At 37.8% G+C, this 20,760-nt stretch carries 23 protein-coding genes; 2 read left to right on the top strand and 21 right to left on the bottom strand.

The window, feature by feature from the left end; genetic code table 11:
- From F3G69_RS05715 to rpmH, 14 genes are all read right to left on the bottom strand, one after another.
- Complete coding sequence (locus tag F3G69_RS05715) at positions 1–339, bottom strand: hypothetical protein (RefSeq protein WP_103604403.1); 339 nt, start codon at positions 337–339, stop codon at positions 1–3.
- Positions 340–412: 73 nt separating this feature from the next.
- A complete protein-coding gene (gene msrB / locus F3G69_RS05710; protein WP_149714651.1) occupies positions 413–1,453 on the bottom strand; it encodes a peptide-methionine (R)-S-oxide reductase MsrB in 1,041 nt (346 codons plus the stop codon).
- 80 nt (positions 1,454–1,533) lie between these two features.
- The gene (gene purH, locus F3G69_RS05705) at positions 1,534–3,066 is read right to left on the bottom strand and encodes a bifunctional phosphoribosylaminoimidazolecarboxamide formyltransferase/IMP cyclohydrolase (protein WP_149714650.1); all 1,533 of its coding nucleotides are present in this window, start codon (positions 3,064–3,066) and stop codon (positions 1,534–1,536) included.
- 22 nt (positions 3,067–3,088) lie between these two features.
- Positions 3,089–3,661: a hypothetical protein gene (locus tag F3G69_RS05700; protein ID WP_149714649.1), complete on the bottom strand. Its 573-nt coding sequence runs from the start codon at positions 3,659–3,661 to the stop codon at positions 3,089–3,091.
- Positions 3,662–4,396, bottom strand: coding sequence for a TerB family tellurite resistance protein (locus tag F3G69_RS05695; RefSeq protein WP_149714648.1), 735 nt, complete (start codon positions 4,394–4,396; stop codon positions 3,662–3,664).
- A 1-nt stretch (position 4,397) separates the two neighbouring features.
- A complete protein-coding gene (locus tag F3G69_RS05690; protein WP_103618700.1) occupies positions 4,398–5,459 on the bottom strand; it encodes an SDH family Clp fold serine proteinase in 1,062 nt (353 codons plus the stop codon).
- Between the two features lie 3 nt (positions 5,460–5,462).
- The gene (purL, locus tag F3G69_RS05685) at positions 5,463–7,652 is read right to left on the bottom strand and encodes a phosphoribosylformylglycinamidine synthase subunit PurL (RefSeq protein ID WP_149714647.1); all 2,190 of its coding nucleotides are present in this window, start codon (positions 7,650–7,652) and stop codon (positions 5,463–5,465) included.
- A 271-nt stretch (positions 7,653–7,923) separates the two neighbouring features.
- Complete coding sequence (locus F3G69_RS05680; protein ID WP_149714646.1) at positions 7,924–8,511, bottom strand: NAD(P)H-dependent oxidoreductase; 588 nt, start codon at positions 8,509–8,511, stop codon at positions 7,924–7,926.
- Positions 8,512–8,552: 41 nt separating this feature from the next.
- Positions 8,553–9,878: a tRNA uridine-5-carboxymethylaminomethyl(34) synthesis GTPase MnmE gene (gene mnmE, locus F3G69_RS05675; protein WP_149714645.1), complete on the bottom strand. Its 1,326-nt coding sequence runs from the start codon at positions 9,876–9,878 to the stop codon at positions 8,553–8,555.
- Complete coding sequence (locus tag F3G69_RS05670) at positions 9,875–10,936, bottom strand: Jag N-terminal domain-containing protein (RefSeq protein ID WP_103600815.1); 1,062 nt, start codon at positions 10,934–10,936, stop codon at positions 9,875–9,877. Before F3G69_RS05670 ends, mnmE begins: the two co-directional genes overlap by 4 nt.
- The gene (gene yidC / locus F3G69_RS05665; protein ID WP_149714644.1) at positions 10,936–12,489 is read right to left on the bottom strand and encodes a membrane protein insertase YidC; all 1,554 of its coding nucleotides are present in this window, start codon (positions 12,487–12,489) and stop codon (positions 10,936–10,938) included. The genes F3G69_RS05670 and yidC overlap by 1 nt, the downstream gene beginning before the upstream one ends.
- Position 12,490: 1 nt before the next feature.
- Positions 12,491–12,832, bottom strand: coding sequence for a membrane protein insertion efficiency factor YidD (gene yidD / locus F3G69_RS05660; RefSeq protein ID WP_103600817.1), 342 nt, complete (start codon positions 12,830–12,832; stop codon positions 12,491–12,493).
- A complete protein-coding gene (gene rnpA, locus F3G69_RS05655) occupies positions 12,829–13,164 on the bottom strand; it encodes a ribonuclease P protein component (protein ID WP_103600818.1) in 336 nt (111 codons plus the stop codon). The genes yidD and rnpA overlap by 4 nt, the downstream gene beginning before the upstream one ends.
- Positions 13,152–13,286: a 50S ribosomal protein L34 gene (gene rpmH / locus F3G69_RS05650; protein ID WP_002940373.1), complete on the bottom strand. Its 135-nt coding sequence runs from the start codon at positions 13,284–13,286 to the stop codon at positions 13,152–13,154. Before rpmH ends, rnpA begins: the two co-directional genes overlap by 13 nt.
- A gap of 122 nt (positions 13,287–13,408) precedes the next feature.
- Between rpmH and F3G69_RS05645 the strand changes: the two genes are divergently transcribed.
- Positions 13,409–14,062, top strand: a complete 654-nt coding sequence (locus tag F3G69_RS05645) for a uracil-DNA glycosylase (protein WP_107776134.1) — start codon at positions 13,409–13,411, stop codon at positions 14,060–14,062.
- A complete protein-coding gene (locus F3G69_RS05640; RefSeq protein ID WP_149714643.1) occupies positions 14,059–15,309 on the top strand; it encodes a hypothetical protein in 1,251 nt (416 codons plus the stop codon). The genes F3G69_RS05645 and F3G69_RS05640 overlap by 4 nt, the downstream gene beginning before the upstream one ends.
- 43 nt (positions 15,310–15,352) lie before the next feature.
- Here the strand turns inward: F3G69_RS05640 and F3G69_RS05635 are convergent, their stop codons facing one another.
- The 7 genes from F3G69_RS05635 to F3G69_RS05605 form a co-directional block, all read right to left on the bottom strand.
- A complete protein-coding gene (locus F3G69_RS05635) occupies positions 15,353–15,742 on the bottom strand; it encodes a YbgC/FadM family acyl-CoA thioesterase (RefSeq protein ID WP_149714642.1) in 390 nt (129 codons plus the stop codon).
- Complete coding sequence (locus F3G69_RS05630; RefSeq protein WP_107708764.1) at positions 15,742–16,743, bottom strand: hypothetical protein; 1,002 nt, start codon at positions 16,741–16,743, stop codon at positions 15,742–15,744. Before F3G69_RS05630 ends, F3G69_RS05635 begins: the two co-directional genes overlap by 1 nt.
- Before the next feature lie 237 nt (positions 16,744–16,980).
- Entirely contained in the window at positions 16,981–17,505 is a 525-nt protein-coding gene (locus F3G69_RS05625) for a threonine/serine exporter family protein (protein ID WP_149714641.1), read from the bottom strand.
- A complete protein-coding gene (locus tag F3G69_RS05620) occupies positions 17,498–18,280 on the bottom strand; it encodes a threonine/serine exporter family protein (protein ID WP_149714640.1) in 783 nt (260 codons plus the stop codon). Before F3G69_RS05620 ends, F3G69_RS05625 begins: the two co-directional genes overlap by 8 nt.
- The gene (locus F3G69_RS05615) at positions 18,264–18,743 is read right to left on the bottom strand and encodes a DUF4149 domain-containing protein (protein ID WP_149714639.1); all 480 of its coding nucleotides are present in this window, start codon (positions 18,741–18,743) and stop codon (positions 18,264–18,266) included. Before F3G69_RS05615 ends, F3G69_RS05620 begins: the two co-directional genes overlap by 17 nt.
- Before the next feature lie 10 nt (positions 18,744–18,753).
- Complete coding sequence (prmC, locus tag F3G69_RS05610; RefSeq protein ID WP_107686507.1) at positions 18,754–19,566, bottom strand: peptide chain release factor N(5)-glutamine methyltransferase; 813 nt, start codon at positions 19,564–19,566, stop codon at positions 18,754–18,756.
- Positions 19,556–20,758 (bottom strand): M48 family metallopeptidase, encoded by a 1,203-nt coding sequence (locus tag F3G69_RS05605; protein WP_149714638.1) that lies wholly within the window; start codon positions 20,756–20,758, stop codon positions 19,556–19,558. The genes prmC and F3G69_RS05605 overlap by 11 nt, the downstream gene beginning before the upstream one ends.
- Positions 20,759–20,760: the final 2 nt, after the last annotated feature.

Here is a 20,760-nt window from a genome sequence, read left to right as displayed (position 1 = left end):
TTAGTGGCAAAGACTCGTATCTACGTCTTCTATGTTTGCACCGTCTTTTAGGCTAAAAATCATCTTTACAGCCCCACCATCTATATCTTCACGCTCTATGTCAAAGCTCTTATCTATCTTTGGTATAAGACCAGCTGGAAATTTATGATTTAGCATCATAATTTTTGTGTCTTTATCAGCAAATTTAATAGCGATTAATGCATTGACCATTGGCTCTGGCGGCACGCAAGGACGTGAATCAAAGCCAACAAAATTTACACCATTTTCATTAAATTTATAAAATGGCACAGTTGCACCATCGACATTAAACTGCTCTGCGTTTTTGAAAAAATCGCTCATTTTTTCTCCTTTTAATTTTGGAGAATTATACTCTGATTAAACTTTTTAAACTATTGATTTGCTTCAACAAAAGCTATTTTACATAAGGTATAAATTCCTCGTATCCAAGCCTAGCCATATCTTCAAGCGGTACAAATTTAAGGCTCGCGCCATTTATGCAATATCTTAGCCCACCCTTATCGCTTGGGCCATCGTCAAAAACATGCCCAAGGTGCGCATCGCTATTTTGCGACTTAACTTCGACCCTTTTCATCATAAACGAGTTGTCCTCCTTATATGAAAGAGCTGTTGTCGTGATAGGCTTTGTAAAGCTTGGCCAGCCACATCCTGCATCAAATTTATCTGCACTTGAGAAAAGTGGCTTTCCACTCGTTATATCTACATAAATGCCTTTTTGATCAAATTTATCATACTCGCTGCTAAACGGCCTCTCAGTCGCTGCTTCTTGCGTCACGGCATACTGCTCGCTACTTAAATTTTTCTTTAGCTCATCTTTACTAAGCGGTTTAAATTTCGCCTCATCGTAAAGCGGTTTATCGGCTAAACCTAGATCGATGTGACAATATCCAAAAGGATTTTTATCAAGATAGTCTTGATGATAATCCTCACCTAAGACGAAATTTTTAAGTGGCGCCACCTCAACCACGATCTTATCTTTAAATTTCTTTTGCTCTATTTTCATAAAGCTCTCTATCGTTGGCAGATCACTTTCGCTCACATAGTAAATTCCGCTTCTATACTGCCTACCGACGTCATTGCCTTGCTTATTTAGCGAGGTCGGATCGATCACTCTAAAAAAGTGAGCTAAAATTTCAGCTAAAGTGACCCTGTTTTCATCATATTTTATATAAAGCGTTTCAGCATGATCGCTCTCGTGAAGCTCGCGGTAGCTAGTATTTTCGCTCTTGCCATTTGCGTAGCCTACCTTTGTATCCACTACGCCAAATATCTTTTTAAAATATCCCTGCATACCCCAAAAGCAACCGCCTGCTAGATAAATTTCTTTTAAATTTTGCCCTGCCATCGTCTGCTCCTTTATAAGCTCATCTTTTGCCATCAAATTTAGACCAAAAAACATTGCCGCCATTAAGATAAATTTTAAGATCTTTTTCATTTTATCTCCTTTTGTTTTTGAAAGATTATACGAAAATTAAAGTTATAAAGTGTGAAGAAAGGGGCAAGCGCCCCTAAATTTTAGTGTAAAAAGTGTCTAACGCCAGTAAAGTATAGCGACATGCCATGCTCATTGGCAGCCTCTATCACCTCATCATCTCTGATGCTACCGCCTGGCTCGATGACGCATTTTACACCGACCTTACTAGCGATGTCGATACTATCTCTAAATGGAAAGAATGCCTCGCTCGCAAGTACGCAACCACTTAGATCGATTTTTAGTTCATTTGCCTTTGCTACGGCTGCACGTGCAGCATCAACGCGGCTTGTCATACCCATGCCAATAGCTACCATTGCGCCATCTTTTACGTAAACTACGCAGTTGCTCTTCGTTAGCGCAGCCACTTTCCACGCGATCTGAGCATCTTTTAGCTCGCTACCAGTTGCAAATTTCTTACTCATTTGCTTCATATTTTCAAGCTCTTCGTCTTTTACATAGTCTCTTTCTTGAAATACAAATCCACCATCAACGTGCTTAAAGTCAAATTTATCATTTGAGCGAACTAAAAATTTATTGTCTTGAGTGAAAATTTTGATACGTTTTTTACTCTCAAATACTTTAAGCGCAGCATCATCGACATTTGCAGCTATTATTACCTCAACGTAAATTTCATTTATCTTTTTTGCTAGCTTTTCATCAAGTGTGCCGTTTATCGCGACTACACCGCCGTAAGCTGAGATCGGATCGCATTTAAGCGCAGCCTCGTAGCTCTCAAGCAATGTATCTTTTACCGCAAAGCCGCAAGGATTAGCGTGCTTGATGATAGCCACAGCTGGCGCGTCATCAAAGCTAGTTGCAAGCATCAATGCGCCATTTATATCGGTCATATTATTAAAACTAGCCTCGCCTTTTAAGGCTCTAAAGTTGTTTGTGAAGAAATAATCAAACTCATAAAGTGCGCCTTTTTGATGTGGATTTTCTCCGTATCTTGTATCAAAAACCTTGCTTCCCACGATAAATCTAGCATCGCCAAAACCGCCATTAAATCTATCATTCATATAGTTTGCGATCATGCTGTCATATGCCGCTGTGTGCTCGAACGCCTTTATCATCAGCGATCTTCTAAACTCAAAATCATCGCTTTTCTCTCTTAGGCGCTTTAAAATTTCATCGTAGTCAAGCACGTTTGTGACGATGAGCATGTCTTTAAAGTTTTTAGCAGCACTCCTTACCATGGCTGGGCCGCCGATGTCGATATTTTCGATGATCTCAGCAAAGTCATCAGTCCTAATCGTAGTCTCTTTAAATGGATATAAATTTACGCAAACTAGGTCAATGCCCTCGATGCCATGCTCTTTTGCCTGAGCCACATGTGTAGCATCGTCACGCTTATGTAAAATACCGCCATGTATCTTTGGATGAAGCGTCTTTACCCTGCCCTCAAACATCTCAGGTGAAGCCGTAAATTCGCTAACTTCAGTAGCTTTTATGCCATTTTCCTTTAAAAGCTTAAATGTACCGCCAGTTGAAAGTATCTGCCAGCCAAGCTCTTCTAGCCCCTTTGCAAACTCTACAATGCCCTCTTTATCGCTAACGCTAAGCAATGCTCTCATTTTTTCTCCTTTATTAAATTTTTTATCTTTTTGTTAAACACATACCTTTTACTAGCAGAAGCTGCCCCATTTTTATATCCTTTGCGATATTCTTTATCGATAAGGCTTCTAGCGTAACCATAACATTTGCAGCTGCATCTATATAATAGTCTTTTCTCTCTACAAAGTTTTCACGCTTTTGACCAGCAATATCAACACTAAAGGCATAGCTTGAAATTTGATTGCCATCAAAATATCTCGCATCTAATACGCTTAAATTTACAGGTTCCTCTTTCTCAAGCGCCTCGCATATCGGCTTTTTCGAGCTAAATTTCATCACCTTTATGCCGCGATCATATGAAAAGATATACTCACTAATTTCATTTAACTTTTTTGCTTGAACTGACATAATGTCGCTCTTGTTGCCATCTTTATCAACAAATATTATGCTCACATTGCTATCTTTAACATCGTAGTTGCTGATGACTAACCTTTGATCTTGATAAAGCTCGCTTTGCGTAAGCTTAAATTTTATCTCTTTTCCATCGATATTTACCACTTTAAAATCATTACAAAAGCCAGCCACCGCTAGCAGCAAAATAATAAATTTATTCATCTAAACTCCAAATTTCTCTTTTAATCGCCCATAAGCCTCATTTATCTCCTGAAGCTTTTTAGTTGAGCGTTCTATCACCTCTTTACTCTCGCCCCTGCCCATTAAAATGTCGGGATGATACTGCCTTACAAGCTCTTTATAGCGAGCTTTTATCTCATCAAAGCTTGCATTTTTGCTAAGCCCTAAAACCTCAAATGCATCTTTTTCTTGGATAGCTTCATCGGGATTTGCCTCAAATCTTGAGCCATAAAAGCTATCAAATTTAAAGATGATCTCATCAAGCGTTTCTTTATCAATGCCAAATCCATAAGCGATATTTCTTATAACATCTTGCTCACTTTTGTTAAATTCTCCATCGATGTAGGCTAAATTTAGAAAAAATGTGAGCCTAGCGACGCATATATCGTAGTTTAGATTAAACGCACGCTTATAGTTTCTGGCGGTCTCATAGGCGTTATCTACATTTTCTTTTTGACTGTTATAGACATCTTTTAGATACTCACGCACACCGATAACGCCACTAACTTTTCTACTTAGATCATCAAGCACCTGGCTAATGAGCCTAGCTTCTAACTCACCTACTCTACCGTCACTCTTAGCTACTTTTGCAAGCAGTGAGACTAGAAATTTAGCCTCATCTACATCTGCTTGTTTCTTGCGGTTACTACCTATTTGGACATTCATAAAGAGAAATATCGCACCGCCTAATATTAGTAAAAACAGGACTCCAGACATGTTACCACAAGTGATAGATAGTATTTTTTATTTTGCCATTTACTAGCTCGTTTTTACGCCAAGAGCTCTCGTCGTTCATCACGTTCCAGCGGCGCTCTTCAGGGCGGTAGAACCAGTCTTTATCTATCTGATAGTAAATTTGCTTGCCATTTGTTTCGATGATATTTGCGATATTGTTATCGTGGTAGCTATTTTCATCGTAGTCGGTAAAAGCTCGCTGTCCCATCTCAGAGTAAAGTAGCGTTAGCTCCTGAAGCATTTCATTTAGATCATCATCCATCTTTTTTACATGAAGACCAATCTCGTGTGCCTCTCTAAAGAGGATTGGATATTCATGAGCTGGGTAGTCGCCATTTAGCCTTTCAGAAATTTCTGCGATCTTTTTATCATCATCGATGTGATACCTAAGAAGCTCGGTGCAAATCTTAAGCGATAGCGAGCTAGCACGATCAACCGCACCAAAAACCAGCGGATGGATATACTCATATAGCGAATTATAAGGGTTTGTGTCGTTTGGCCTATCTTTATCTTGCTCTTTCCAAAGCTTGACCACACGACTAAGTTCGTCCATCGAAACACTCACAAGCTCATTGCCTTTATTTGTCGGACTAAGCTCGTGTTTTAGTGAGGTATCAACTGGGGTTAGATAGGCAAGTGGCCCCATGACGATCTCATTTGCGCCAAGTGCCATCATGGTAGCAGCTGAGGCGCAGTTTGCAGGTATTAAGGCTATTAAATTTTTGCAGTAATTTCTAAGTGTAGTGATGATCCTAAGAGCAGCAATACCACTTCCGCCGTCACTTTTTATAAAAAGATAAGCAGTATCTATCTTTTTACCCTTTAAAATTTCATACATAGCACTTGCATCGTTTCCACAAACGCTACCAGCGTTTGAATTATAGTAAGTTATCAAAGTAGCGTTTAGTCTTTTTTCGATTGATTTTATTAAATTTTGTGTCTTACTAAAAAGTACTGGCGGCTTTGCTACGCCTCGTTTTTCAACTTGTTCTGCTTCCTTTTGTTCATTTTCAGCCTCAGCGACCTTGCTCTTTTTTAAAGCCATTTCTTAATCCTCTTTTCTAACGATTTTTGCAAACTCATTTAGATAAATTTCTCTTATCTCATCCACGCTCTCATCAATGTCATTTAGTTTAAATCTCTTACCACCACTAATGCCAATCTTCTCAAATTTCACACCAAATTTAGCAGCAAGCGCTTCAAATTTAGTCTCATCTTTTACGCCAACGACCGCCCTTGAAAAGCTCTCGTCAAAGATAAAATTTGGCTCTTTAAATTTCACCTCACAATTTACACCGATGTTTGAGATGCTAGCCATTTTTGCTAGTGTAATAGCAAGACCGCCAACGCCTACGCTATTTGCAAACTCTAAAATTTGCTCTTTATTTGCTTCGATCACTAGGTCCCAAAGAGCTCGCTCAGCTTTATAATCAACCTCTTTTAGCTTGCCGCCGACCACATCAAATAGAGCCTTTGCGTAAAGTGAAGCTGCAAATTCTCCACTTGTCTCACCAAGTAGGTAAATCGCCCTACCCTCGCTTAAAAATGTGCTTTTTAGATTTAAGTTTGCATCCTCATTTACACCAACTGTGACGATGGCTGGAGTCGGATAGACGCTCACGCCGTCAGTGTCGTTATAAAGGCTCACGTTGCCGCTAACGACTGGTGTATTTAGCTCACGGCAAGCCTCTTTTATGCCTTCACACCCCTCTTTAAACTGCCACATTACCTCTGGATTTTGTGGGTTGCCGTAGTTTAGGCAGTCGGTGATCGCAAGTGGTACAGCGCCGCTCATCGCTACTTTTCTACCAGCCGCCGCGACGGCTCTTGCAGCACCAATTTTAGGATCAACGAAATTTGCTCTAGGATCGCACTGCGCAGCCATAGAGACGGCCTTTTTAGTGCCTTTTACTCTGATACTTGCAGCGCCTAAGTGACCTGGCTGTTTTATTGTGTTTGTCTGGATATTTGCGTCGTATTGATCGTAGATAAAGCTTTTATTTAGCACTTCTGGCTCTTTTAAAAGCTTGAAAAATGCGGTTTTGTTATCAACATTATTTGGAATTTTTAAATTTGCTATCTCATCAAGGTATTTTGGACGTGCAACTGGGCGATCAAGCACTGGAGCCGCCTCGCTAAGTGGCCCGATAGGAATTTCACCTGCAAGCTCATCATGCCAGTAAAGCTGCATCACGCCACTACTTGTGACCTCGCCGATGATCTCAGCATCAAGGTCCCACTTTCTAAAAATTTCAAGTACTTTTTGCTCATAGCCTTTTTTGGCGCATATGAGCATACGTTCTTGAGACTCGCTTAGCATCAGCTCATAAGGCGTCATGCCAGTTTCTCGCATAGGCACGCGATCTAGATACATCTTCATGCCGCTACCGCTTCTACCAGCCATCTCAAAGCTAGAGCTTGTTAGCCCTGCTGCACCCATGTCTTGGATGCCGATGATGTAGTCTTTTTTAAAGAGCTCCAAGCAAGCTTCCATGAGCAGTTTCTCGGCAAATGGATCGCCCACTTGCACCGTTGGACGAAGTGATTTGTTCTCGTCGTTAAAGCTATCGCTCGCCATCACAGCACCGCCAAGGCCGTCTCTGCCGGTCTTTGAGCCCACATAAATGACTGGGTTGCCCACACCTTCAGCCTTACCGTAGAAAATTTCATCACTTTTGCAAAGGCCAAGCGCAAAGGCGTTGATTAGGATATTGCCATTAAAGCTAGGATCAAAAGTGGTTTCGCCGCCGATTGTTGGGATACCCATGCAGTTACCATAATGTCCGATACCTGCAACACTTCCTTTTAACAAATATCTATGCTTTTTTGCTAGCTCGCCATCGCCTCTTATCTCGCCAAAACGAAGTGAGTTCATGTTCGCAACAACTCTTGCGCCCATCGTAAAGACATCTCTTAAAATTCCACCAACGCCAGTTGCAGCACCTTGAAACGGCTCGATAAAGCTTGGATGGTTGTGACTCTCCATCTTAAAAACAGCTGCAACCCCGTCGCCAACGTCGATGACGCCAGCATTTTCACCAGGTCCTTGGATGACCCAAGGTGCCTTTGTCGGAAAGCCGTTTAGGTATTTTTTACTTGATTTATAGCTGCAGTGCTCGCTCCACATCGCTGAAAATATGCCAAGCTCTAGTAAATTTGGCTCGCGTCCTAAAATTTTTAAGATCTCTTCATACTCTTCATCGCTGATTTTATGTGCTTGTATGGTAGCTTTATCCATTGATGTAACCTTTTAAGAATTTTAGGCCATTTTACAATCTTGCTTATAAAAAGTTACTAAAAAGCCTTTTGAAATTTAGCAGAATAAAGCATTATTGAGAGAATTTTGCCTACTTTGATAAGGCCTTTTTATATTAGCATTTTAAAATTTATGCCAGTGTTTTATTTTTACTAATATGGCAATAAAAAGTGGCAAAATCTTAAAACCTAGCTCGTAGCTATTTTATTGCCACTTTGATTCATATTTGCAGTTTTGTTTCTATTTTAAATTTCTATTTCGTATTTTTAAAAACTTTTTCAAGATGCGCTTCGTACTCTTTTAGGTATCTTGGCACATCTGGCATCTTGATAACATCGTAGCAGACAAAATATGGAAGTGGCTTCATGCCCAAAAACTCATTTGCCTTTCTAAAATGATAATAAACTCCATCGATCCCACGTGCATCAAAAAACTCATTTGGATCGCTAAATGCCTCAGCTGGGGCATTCCAAGTAAGACTTAGCATAAATTTCTTCTCATTTAGCAAGCCGCCCTTGCCGTAGTTTTTAGTTGGATCGACCCTGTGCCTGCCATCACTCGTATAAAGCTTGCCATGACCTGCTGTAAAGACCTCGTCGATATATTTTTTAACTATCCAAGGCTCGCCCATCCACCAAGCTGGCATCTGCCAAACTACTGCGTCCATCCACAGAAATTTCTCGACTTCAGCCTCTATATCATAGCCATGATCTATTGTAGTTTGCTTTATCTCGTGACCCATTTTTACGAGCTTCTCGCATGCAAGGTCGTGAAGTGTTTGATTTAGTCTACCATCTGAGTGGGCAAATTTTTTACCACCATTTATAAGTAAAATTTTCATCGTATCTCCTTTAAAAACGAAAATTTTAACCAAAAAAACTATCATTTTCCTAAACAAAAATGGCTAAACATTTCGTCTAAAATTTCACTTCTTTCAAATGGCTTTGTGATACTTGCAAGCGCCTTTATCGCACTATTTAGCTCATAAGCAAAAATTTCTAGCTCCTCTTCACTAAGCCTTAAAAACGCTCTTTTTAAAGCCTCGCTCGCCTCTTTGCAGCTTAAAATTTGACGGTTTGAGCTTAGCATGATCTCGTCGGTGTCTTGCGTCTTGAGATATTCCTCGAGCTTTTTTAAAACTACACTCGTATCATTTTTTGCTGAAATTTTGATAGCACCCTCTAGCTCTATGTCAAATTTAAACGCCAGATCGCTTTTGTTTAAGATAAAAAAGGCTTTTTTGTTTGAGCTAGAAACGAGCCTAATTATCTCTTTATCTTGCTCGTCGCTTAGATTTGAGCCATCAAAAACAGCTAGGATTATGTCAGCTTCGTTTATAGCAGAAATAGAATAGTTTATACCGATTTGCTCGATCTTCCCAGCATCTTTTCTGATGCCAGCGGTATCTATTATACGAACTAGATGTGAGCCGATCTTGAAATTTTCTTCTATCCTGTCCCTAGTAGTGCCCGCTTCGTCGCTAACGATCGCCCTCTCATATGCCAAAAATGAGTTTAAGATAGAGCTTTTGCCAACATTTGGCTTACCAACGATAGCGATCTTAAAGCCATCTATCAGTCCTCTTCTTTGCTCGCTAAGAGTTGCTATGCGCTCTAGCTTCTCGCTATTTTTTAAAAGCATCTGCTTAGTCTGCTCTAGTAAATTTGCTGGCAGATCATCATCAGCATAGTCAATCATCGTCTCAACAAAAGCAAGAGTTTTGACCGCTTCGCCCCTGATCTCGCTTACAAATTTACTAAGATCGCCTTGCATCTGGCGGGTCAAAATTTTAGCAGCGATCTCGCTTTTTGAAGTGATGAGCCCTTGCATAGCCTCAGCCTTGGCTAGATCCATCTTGCCATTTAAAAATGCCCGCTTGCTAAACTCGCCTGGCATAGCAAGCCTTGCGCCAGCCTTTATTAGCTCATTTAAAATTCTCTCACTCACCATCACGCCACCATGAGTTTGAAATTCAACGATATCCTCGCCTGTAAAGCTTGCTGGGGCTTTAAAATATATAACGACGCTCTCGTCTAAAATTTCATCATCAAGGGAGTAGATTTTGGCTAGTTTTGCGTATCTTGGCTCTAAATTTGAAAGTTTAAGAAGTTTTAAAGAGGTGGCCAGAGCGTCTTTGCCACTAAGCCTTACGATAGAAACTGAGCCGATGCCATAAGCTGTGGCAAGGGCTGCGATGGTTTCACTCATTTTTTGAAAAAGTCATTTACGACGACAAATTTGCCGTCATTGCCGCTTTTTATGCCGACATATTTATCTGGAAATTTCTCGCGAAGTTTCTCAAGTGCGATCTTGACCAAAACCCCATCAAGTGGCTTTGTTTGAGCTCTACCACTATTTTGTACACGCTCGATCACACCATTTAGATACTGATCCATCATCGCTTCTTGATTTTGCAAAAATTGTGCGATCTCAAGGCGGATAGCAAGGTTGTATTTTGAGTTTAACCAGTTGTAAAGCATGTAAGATATCGCTTTATACCTATAACCTTCTTTACCTATAAGTAGAGCCGCATCAGCTCCATCAAGCTCTATAAGCACCGTTTCATCGTCAAATTTGCTAACTTCAATTTTACTAATATCAAAACAACTTGCCTTAAAAAGACGGTTCATGCCCTCTTTGATCTCAGGTAAAATTTTGTCAAAGTCGATTGTTACTTTTTCTTTTTTTTCTTTTTGTAAAGCTTGAGCCGCACTCTCTTCATCAGTTTGGTTAAAATTTTCAATAATAGAATTATCTAAAATATTTTTAGGAGCATTTTTGCTAGCTTGTGGCTCCTTTATTTCTTTTGGCTCATCAAGTCTCTTTATCACATATCCTGGTTCAGCTTCTTCTTCACTCTTTTGAGTAAATGCATCTTTAGCTAGAGCTTCATTTTTTTCACTTAAATTTGACTTTTCATTTTTATGTTCTTTTTGCTCAAATTTAGTTTCGCTTTTTTCATCTCTATGTTTTTTAGGGCCTCGCTTTTTATCACTATGATCGTGTTTTTTAGCTTGCTTTTTATCTTCTTTTATAGCCTCGTTCTCATCATTTTTTTTAACAAAATTTTTATCATTTTTTGGCTTGTGTTGTGGTTTTGGCTGATTTTCTAAATTTGCTTCAATGATCGCACTTCTTTTAAAAAATCCCAAAAAACCACTGCTTGGATGCTGTAAAACTTTTATATCAAGCTGAGTTACTGAGCAGTTAAGCTGCTCAGCTGCTTTTTGAAATGCCTCTTGAAGGGTATTTGCTTCTATTTTCATTAAGCCTTTACCTCCGTAGCTTTTTTATGTTTTTCAAAAAGTTTGTTTACAAATACTTGCTGAACAACCGAGCAAACGTTATTTACAAACCAGTAAAGTGTAAGACCGGCTGGGAATGTCACGAAGAAAAATGTAAATATAAGAGGTAAAAATTTCATCACCTTTTCTTGCATAGGATCAGTAAATGTCGTTGGTGTAAGCTTTTGCTGTAAAAACATCGTAAGACCCATCAAAATAGGTAATACAAAATATGGATCCATTACCGAAAGATCGTGTATCCAAAGTATCCAAGGAGCACCTTTTAGCTCGATCGCATTTAGTAAAACGCGGTAGATTGCAAAAAATACCGGAATCTGAAGTAAGATCGGTAAGCAGCCACCCATCGGATTTGCACCATGCTTTTTATAAAGCTCCATCATATGAACTTGCATTTTTTGCTTATCATCTTTATATTTTGCCTGAAGCTCTTTTACCTTTGGAGCAAGCTCTTTAAGCTTATTCATAGATAGCATACCCTTGTATGTAAGCGGGAATAAAACTATCCTTATAACAAGTGTTAGCACAACTATAGCCCAGCCCCAGTTGCCAATGTAGTTATGCAAGAAATTTAAAAATGCAAACATCGGTTTTGCTATAAATGTAAACCAACCATACTCAATAACATCGTTTAATCTCTCATCCATCGAACTTAAAATTTTATGCTCTTTTGGTCCGATATATGCGCCTAATTTTAAATTATCATTTGCCTTTACAAAAAGAATAGGATTATTGTTAGAATCTTTATCTACGGCTACTTCAAATGGTTTTTCAAATGAGTAAAATAGCGTTGTATAGTATCTATCAGATGCGGCTGCTATTGTGGTATTTGCATAGTTTTTAACCTCTTTAGCGTCACCATCTTCTATGATGTTTAGGCTATCATCCGTGTTTCTAAGCATCACGCCGTGAACCGTATAGCTATCTACTGAGATGTTTGGTCTAAAGCCAGGGGTGATGAAATAATCAACACTTTTACTTAAATTTACTTCAACTTCATATCTGCCATTTGGGTAAAATTTGATATTTTTTGTGACTGTAGCTCCATCTAAATTTTGAGTAAGTTTTATGGTTTTAGGCTCGCTGCTAGCATCTATCTCGCTAGCGTCACTACTATATGCAACCTTAAAGGCATCAGTGTTTAAAGTACTATCGTTAAATCTAAGCTCAAGTGGCAATGGATTTTGTGAAACAAGCTCGATTTTGTTGCCATCTTCTGTTTTGTACTTATCTTCAGTTAGATAGAATTTTGAAATTCTTCCTAGCTTATCTATCTTTGCTTCATAGCTTTGACCTTTGATCGTAGCGATTATCTCATTTGAAGCCAAATTTTCATTTGATTTTGGTGTATTTTGATTTATATTTGGAGCTTTATTTTGATCTATTGTTTGGGACATTGTAGTTTGGTTTTGCTCAGGTATCACTCTTTTTGGCATAAAAAAATCATACACTATAAAAAACACAATAGATAAAAGCGCTGCAAGAAGCAACCTTTTTTGCATAGACATCTGTTCCATTTTAATTTTTTTCCTTTAATTTATCTAATACTTTTACGACATAAAATTTACTATTCTGACAAGGGATAAACCAAAAATTTACATTTCTGGTATCACTTTTTTGAAATATAAAACATAAGTTAAATTTTTTGTAGATGATTGGGTAGTTGATACCGCCTTTAAAAAGCTGATTACATTTTAAAATTCGCATGAAGGTTGCAAAAAAAGCAGAAAAAAAACTATTTGTTTGAAATTCCCAAATCGCGTATTGTGAGCAAGTCGGGTAATAGCGACAGCTTTTTGGTAGAAGTATGGAAATATATTTTTGATAAAAAGCGATAGCTTTAATCGCAATTTTTTTCATTTTAAACATCCCATTTTTTTTGTAGACCAACTTAAATTTTTACAAATTTTTTCAAATGAAATTTCTGTAATTCCATTTTTTGCGATCATAATATATGTGCCATCTTTTAATTCACTAGAAATATTAAAAAAAGCGGCTCTCAAAAGTCTTTTAGCTCTATTTCTAACTACCGCTTTTCCTACTTTTTTACTAGCAACTACTGCTATTCTTTTTTCATTTGTTGGTTTATAAAAAATAATGCAAGCATCACAATGCCACTTGCTAGCCTCTTTATAAACTTGAGAGAATTCTTTTGAGCCGCTTAACGACTCAAAACCAGCTAAGCAGCCAATCTTTTTCTACCTTTGGCACGTCTAGCGTTTATTACCTTTCGTCCATTTTTAGTTTTCATTCTTAAGCGAAAGCCGTGAGTACGTTTTTTAGGGGTTTTATGAGGTTGATAAGTCCTTTTCATTTCTATCCTTAAAGTTAATATAAAAAGTGGGATTTTATCAAAGCAATACTTAAATTCCTTTGAATAACTTAGCTTAAAAAGCCACAACTCAAACTTTAAGCAAATCAAGTTATAATCCAAAAATGAATTTTAATAAAGACAATAGGCTTTTAAAAAAATTATTTTTCTTAAAACTAATTGGCTATAAGTTTATTGATAAAAATTTTCTTAGTCTAAGCAATTATCATGATTACAACAATATTGATGAGCTAAACCGCGAAGTAAAAAAATGTTCTCTTTGTTCTTTGCGAAACAGCTCAAAAGGCGTAACAGCCGGTATCGGCAATGAAAATAGCAAAATCATGTTTATATTATTTTCTAAAAAAAATGATTCTTATGAAAATAATAGTAAAAAATTTTTAGAAAATGCTATAAAAAATAGTTTAAATTTAGATATAAAAGAAATTTATATAAGTTCTCTACTTCGGTGTGAAATTTCACAAAATGATGATAAAAGTCCGATTTTAAGCCGCTCTATCGAGCTTTGTCGTCCTTATTTGCTTGAAGAGATTAGACTGATAAAACCAAAGATAATAGTGACTTTAGGAGAGAAAGCTTTTATGCATTTATACCCAAATTTATTGTTAAAAGGCGGATTTTCAAGTATAAGAGGTAGTATTTTAAAAAATGAAAATAGCCTTATTTTACCAACGTTTTCGCCAGAGTGGATCAGCAAAAATCCTAGTTTTGAAAATATTTTTATAGATGATTTAAGAAAGATCAAAGGAGTGATATGAGAAAAATTTTACTTTTTTTAGCCATTTTTTCGACTATTTTTGCATCGCAAGATGAGATAAATTTTGAGAGTAATACTACAAAAAACCAAAGTCTATCAAGCATACCTCCAGCAAAGATTACTTATATAAATTTAGAACCAGAATTTTGTGATAATGCCTGCCTAAATGAGCTTATCAAGGCTGATTTACTGGCTAGTTTTATGGCTAGATTTGAGCCAGTAAAAATAGACGATAACGCTCTTTTAGAGCTTTATATCTCTCTTGGTGGTGAAGCTATTTTAAAAGTTAATAAAAGCGGTAAAATCGCTGTAATCATCCCACAAAAGATTATAAAATCTTATGCAAATATTGTATCAAATGCGGTCTTAAGCTATGTCTTAAAGCAAGACGCAGATATCGAGATCAAATTTATAAATAGCAACGATGAAAGCCCACAAAGTCTTACAAATGCTATGCAAGCGGCTAGAGCCCAAGGCTTTAATTATTTTATCGCAGCCCTTACATCAAATGGTGCAAACATTATGAATTCGCTAGTTCTACCAAATGAGCTTATCTACATTCCAAGCGTTCATAGCTCTTTTATCATAAATCCAAAGCCAAATTTAATTTTTGGTGGCATTGATTATAAAGAGCAAATTTCAGCTTTGCTAGCTTACTCGAATGAAAAGATAGTTGCATTTGATGATGGTAGTTCATTAGGGCAAAAGCTAAATGAATATATCCGCATGCAAAGTAGCGATTATCATGAAGCCTCTATTGTAGGCAAAGATATAAATTTAAATGATACTTTAAGTAAAAAATCCAAATTTGATAATGCAAGTATATTTTTAAACATCCCAATCGTCAAAGCTTCTCTTGTAGCAACGCAGATGAGAGGCTTTGAGATAAAGCCTTATGCGCTTTTAAGCACACAGATAAATTTTTTACCAAATATCTTTAATGCCATCGCACAAAGAGATAGACAAAATCTTTTCATTGCAAACTCACTAAATCCTATTAACGACTTATTTTTGGGGCTTGGTGATCTTTTTGATGTAGATTTTAGATATTCACAAATCGGCTATTCAAGTGCTTTTGGTGCCGAGTATATATATACAAATTTTATAGATAAAAGTGCTGATAGAATTTTTACCGAAAGAGTTGAAAACTCTCAAGTCTTATATGGAGTTAAAATTTATAACGCAAAAGGCGACCACTTTGACGAAGCAAATCAAGAAATTTTGCTCGATCAAAATAGCTCGATGTAAAAGCACAAAGTGGCTAAAGTTAAATTTTTAATTTAGCCACGATTTAAAATTTAGAATTCTCCAAAAATTTCTTTATCTCGTCATTTATCTTAGCAAGCTTCTCTTCTTTCTTAAAGGCTAACGTAATCGTCGCTCTAAAGAGTAGTTTTTCGGCATTTTTGTCATCAAATTTATAAATTTCTTGCTCCAAAACAAGACTAGCTTTTTTAAGCTCTAAAATTTTGGTTCTAACAAATACTTCATCGCCAAGCACAGCAGAGGCGATAAATTTAGCCTCAAGCGACGAAACTACAAAGTATCCGCCCTCTTTTGTAAAATTTAATCCAGCCTGAAAAAATGCTTCACTTCTGGCTCGCTCGCAAAATTTAATGTAGTTTGTATGATAAACTATACCGCCCGCATCGGTATCTTCGTAGTAGATTCGTATTTTCACTACATTAAACCTCGTGATTCAAAATTTACCTTAAGTTTAATTATTCTTGTAAGACCTTTTATTTCTTTAATAATTGATAATTCCGAAATAAACTTAATTTTTTCACTCAATCTAGCATCTAAAGGTAATTCTGAAAAATCTTTACGCATCAAAGCTTCATTCGCTTGAAAATAAAATTTCCTCCTCTCACGATCCCTATTTAATACGATATAAAATACTCTTTCATTATTGCTACCAGAACTATCGTTGTCAAAATATATCCCACAATCTGCTTCGTTTGTTTCAGAAAAAAGCTCATCAGGGAATTCGTCTTTGCTTATAAGATTTATCAAGGCTCCTTTGTCATTTGTAGCAAATAAAAAAGTATTTATTTTTGGGATTTCTAGGGTATTATTATGACAAAAATAATCTTTTAACAATTCATTGTACACATCAATGTATGCCTTGCCTTGAGTTAAATAGCTTTGAATATCTACTTTTACTTCGTTAAAGTCGAAATTGTTTTGTTCTATAGCATCAACTATATCATTTATTGCTTGTAGCATATTATTTAATACCGGCAATCTAGAATGTGATACCATATTTATACCTTGCGCCCAAGCCAGATTAGTGGCCTCTTCATCAAAGTCACTTGCAGAAAATATTATAGGAACATCCAAAAATCTATATTTGTTATTTCTTTGTGAAGATATGTAGTTTTCAGATATATCTTTATACACCCCTATATATTGTCTGATAAAGGATTTATTTATTTTTTTATTCCAAAATTTACACTCCGCTAACAGCCTTATCGGAAAAACAAACGGTATATTTTTAGAATAAATTCCTACAAAATCAATTTGATGATTAGTTCCTCTGCCTTCTATTTCCCCATCTTCAGATACTATATTACCATTCAAAATACCAGGACAACCTTTTCCGCATTTAGCAAATCCATTTTGTTCTAACCAATATGAAATAAAAATTTCATATAAATATCCTCGCATTTGACCTTTTGTCATGTCACAGCCCCTGTATTAAATTTTTACAAAAATTACACAAGATCAATTCCTTGATCGATTTTTATTTTTAATACTATTACTTTTAGACTATAAAATGCCTTAAAAGTTATATTGTTTGTTTTTAATCAACTATATCATTTTGCATAATTACTATTGAATAAAAATAAAAGATCATGATTTTAAAATAGAAGAAATATCAAAAACTATAGGAATTGTTGTGGCTTAAAAATATTTTTATCAATCATGTCTTTTTCTACACTCTAGATCACACTTGGCGCCGCGAGTAATCATCAAGGACTGATCGTAAAATAAAATAAGCACCACAGAAACCCCGACGCCAAGGGCTAGCGAGACCGTCGTAGTCGTGATCGCGTTATCGAAAAATATGATTAGGTATTCGTTTTTCTTAGCGATATTAGGCTCGTTTAGAAACGAAAACAGCGCCAAAATGCCCTTATACGCGTAGACTCCCGGTACCATCGGCAAAAGCGCGGGAAAAGCGATGATCTCGGCCGGTACTTTGAGCCGCTTGGCAAAGAGCATACCTAAAATCCCGCTCAAAAAAGAGACGATAAGGGTGGCGACGCTGATGTTAAAAAATCCCATCTGCATGATCCAAAAGCGGCTAGCGTGTGCAAACGCCGCAAGCAGCGCACAAAATGCGAGAGTCCTTTTTGGCGGAGAGCTAGCGTAGGCAAAGCCAAGCCCCGCCACCGCGGCAAAAGCGCCGTCTATGAGAGTCGCGGTCAAAAGCTCAAACATGTAAAATCTCCGCATTGCTAAGCGAGAGCGTGATATAGACGCCCACCGCGATGCAAAGTATCAGGATGCCCGTGCTCACGGCCCTGCTGATGCCCACAAGCGTGTTGTCGTTTATGATATCAAAGACCGAGTTTATGAGAAAAACGCCCGGCATCAAAAAAAGTATCGACGAGCCGATCGCTACGTCGCTAGTGTGCGTAAAGCCGTAAAATACGCCAAGATAGGCGATAAACGAGACTACAAACGAGGTCAAAACGTACTGGATTTTTAAATTTACGCCCATTTTAGCAAGCGCAAATCTAAGGCTATATCCCACGAGCGTCGCGAAAAATACGCATACGACCGAGCCCGCATCGCCGCCAAAAAGCTTGCAAAACGCCGCATTTGCAAGGCTTATTAAAATAAGTGAGCTTGCAAATTTATGCGCCCCGATGCGCATGACGCCATCAAACTGCTCTTTTGCCTCGTTTAAGCTTAAATTTTCATCCAAAATCCGCCAGCTAAGCGACGAAAGCTCGGAAATGCGATTAAAGCTCACATGACCAAACGGGATCTTTTTTACGTAAGTTCGGCGCAGGGAGTTGTCGGCCGAGTCCATGACGCTAATCGTAAAATACTTCACAAAAATCGTCACGCTAACGTCGTAGCCGTAGTGTTTAGCTATGCGATCTACGCACTTTTCTACGCGTGCGGTGTAGGTACCAGCGCTCACCATCGCACTCGTGTATTCGGCTAGAAAATTTGTTAAGACTTGAATATCAGGCTTTGAGTTCATTTTGACTAATCTTAAATTTCACAAAAAATAAAATGATTTGCAAAACAAGCATGATTTTCATCACATATTCACTCGCACTATGCATTTTGGCAAATTCAGCCGTCTGTGTCGCGTCAACACCCAAATTTTGAGCGTAAACTATAAAAGGTGTAAAGAAAAATACAAAGCTAAAAGCTAAAGCCAAATTTAAAAAAGCAAGCATTAACATGCTAAATTTTAGTGAAAAAATAAGCTTTTTTCTAAGATCAAATAGCTCGCTAATCATTATAACTATGCTTATAAAAAGCAAAATATAATTAAATTTCAAAAATATCTTTGTCATCATTTGACCGCTCATAAAATGCGTAAGTACGCCATCTCCTATGATGCTTTGTGGGAAAAATATGACTGGCGCCACCAAGATACCAAGCGTTAGCTCAGCTCCTATAAGTACTGCCAAAAGCAAAAAATAAACTCCTCTCAAATTCTCTCCTTTATATTTTTAACTTCGCGCTAAAGCCTCTATCAAAGCCAGCCAAATCTTTGTAAAAACTATACTCAAAACCATTGGCCTCTAAGAATTTTTGCATACTTGCTTTTTGATCGTACCCCATCTCACAAGCAACGTTTTTGATATTACGATCTTTGGCTATGAGAATAATATCTTTTAAAATTTCATCTCCTACTTCGCCTCCAAAGAGCGCACTTTCTGGCTCATTTAGTACAAATTTACTAAGTTTATAGCTTCTTGCAATATATGGCGGATTTGAAACCAAAATATCAATATCTTCTAAAATTTCATCCACATAAGAGCAGTTTAAAAATTTGATCCTCCCGCCTACATCAAATTTATCTGCATTTTTTTTTGCAAGTATCAAAGCTTTTTCATTGATATCTGTCGCTACAATATTTGCCTTTGTTTTTAGAGCCAGCATGATACTAATAATGCCGCTTCCTATGCCTATTTCTGCAATCTTTGGTTCATTATATTCGCGTGAAATTTCTATTACTTTATCCACTAAAATTTCTGTTTCAGGTCTTGGGATCAGCACTCCGCTTTCCACGTAAAAATCAAGCCCATAAAAGCTAGCTTTACCAGTTATATATTCAAGAGGCTCATAGTTTTCATACCTTTTAACTAGAGCAAAATAGCTGCTCTCATCAAATTCATTTTTTTGATTTAAAAATATCCATTCAATGCTTACATCAAGATAGTTCATAAGCAAAATTTTAGCCACTCTGCTTGGATTTTGACAAAGTGAGCTTAGCCTTAAACTAGCCTCTTTAAGAGCTTCTTCAATTTTCATTTTCTAGCTCATTTATACGCTCAAAAAGGCTTGGGTGCGAATGATAGACGAACGCATAGAGAGGATGAGCCTTTGGAAAGGCCTTGTTTTCGGAGCCTAGCTTTTTTAGCGCGCTTATCATGTCGGCTTTGTTTGAGACCTCGCCAGCGAATCTATCGGCGCCAAATTCGTTCGCGCGGCTAAAATACGAGCTCACCGGCGAAAATAAAAATCCGAAAATCGGCGAGAAAAGCAGTAAAAATACGATCGTTCCGCCGCCTCCGCTATGAAGCCCAAGCGCTTGATACGCCGCGTCAGGGATATTGCCGAATATCAAAAACATCGCAAAAAGCATAACCGCGCTTAGAGCGATCATTTTTAGGATATCTTTGTGCTTAAAGTGTCCCAGCTCGTGCCCCAAAACGGCGATTATCTCATCTAAACTTAGTTTTTTAACGAGCGTGTCGAAAAGCACCACGCGTTTAGTCGCGCCAAGGCCACCGAAATAGGCGTTTAAGCGGTTGTCGCGCTTGCTGGCGTCTATCGTGAAAACGCCGCTACTTTTAAACCCGCACTGCGCTAAAAGCCCTTCTATACGGCTTTTTAGCTCACCCTCTTCTAGCGGTTGCATTTTGTTAAAGATAGGCGCGATGAGCGTCGGGTAGATGAGATTTATAACAAGCGCGACGGCAAAGCTAAGCAAAAACGCCCAAAACCACCAAAAATCGCCCAAAAATCTAATGCAAAGCAGCACCAGCCACACAAACAGCGTGCCAAACACTAGCGTTAGCGCGAGCGTTTTAAGCAGGTCAAGCGCGAAAATTTTAGGCGTAACGTTTGAAAAGCCGAGCTTTTTATCTTTGACAAAGGTTTCGTAGATGTTTAGCGGCAGTTCTAACAGCGACGAAACGAGCAAAAATACCATAACCATAAAGACGTTATCGCCTATATCTCCCGTTTTATAGGCATGCCCCGATATCGCGCCAAGCCCCCAGCACGCCCACATCATAAATATCGCGGCGTGATAAAGTAGGCCTGCTATCTCAAATTTTTGATTAGTTATTGCTGCGGCAGCGGCGGTTTCATACCCCCCCTGCTCTAGCACGACAGCTGGCTTTTTGGCCTCTGCGCGTATAAAATTTATCTGCAAAATCGCCAAAATCGCCTTTGCGGCGACGTAAAAAAAGTAAATACCGAGTAAAAAATAAAACATAT

The organism is Campylobacter concisus (genome assembly GCF_902460625.1).
GTDB classification, from domain to species: domain Bacteria; phylum Campylobacterota; class Campylobacteria; order Campylobacterales; family Campylobacteraceae; genus Campylobacter_A; species Campylobacter_A concisus_AD.
Note: the sequence above shows the minus strand (reverse complement) of the source record. Positions and strands in the feature narration are given on the sequence as shown.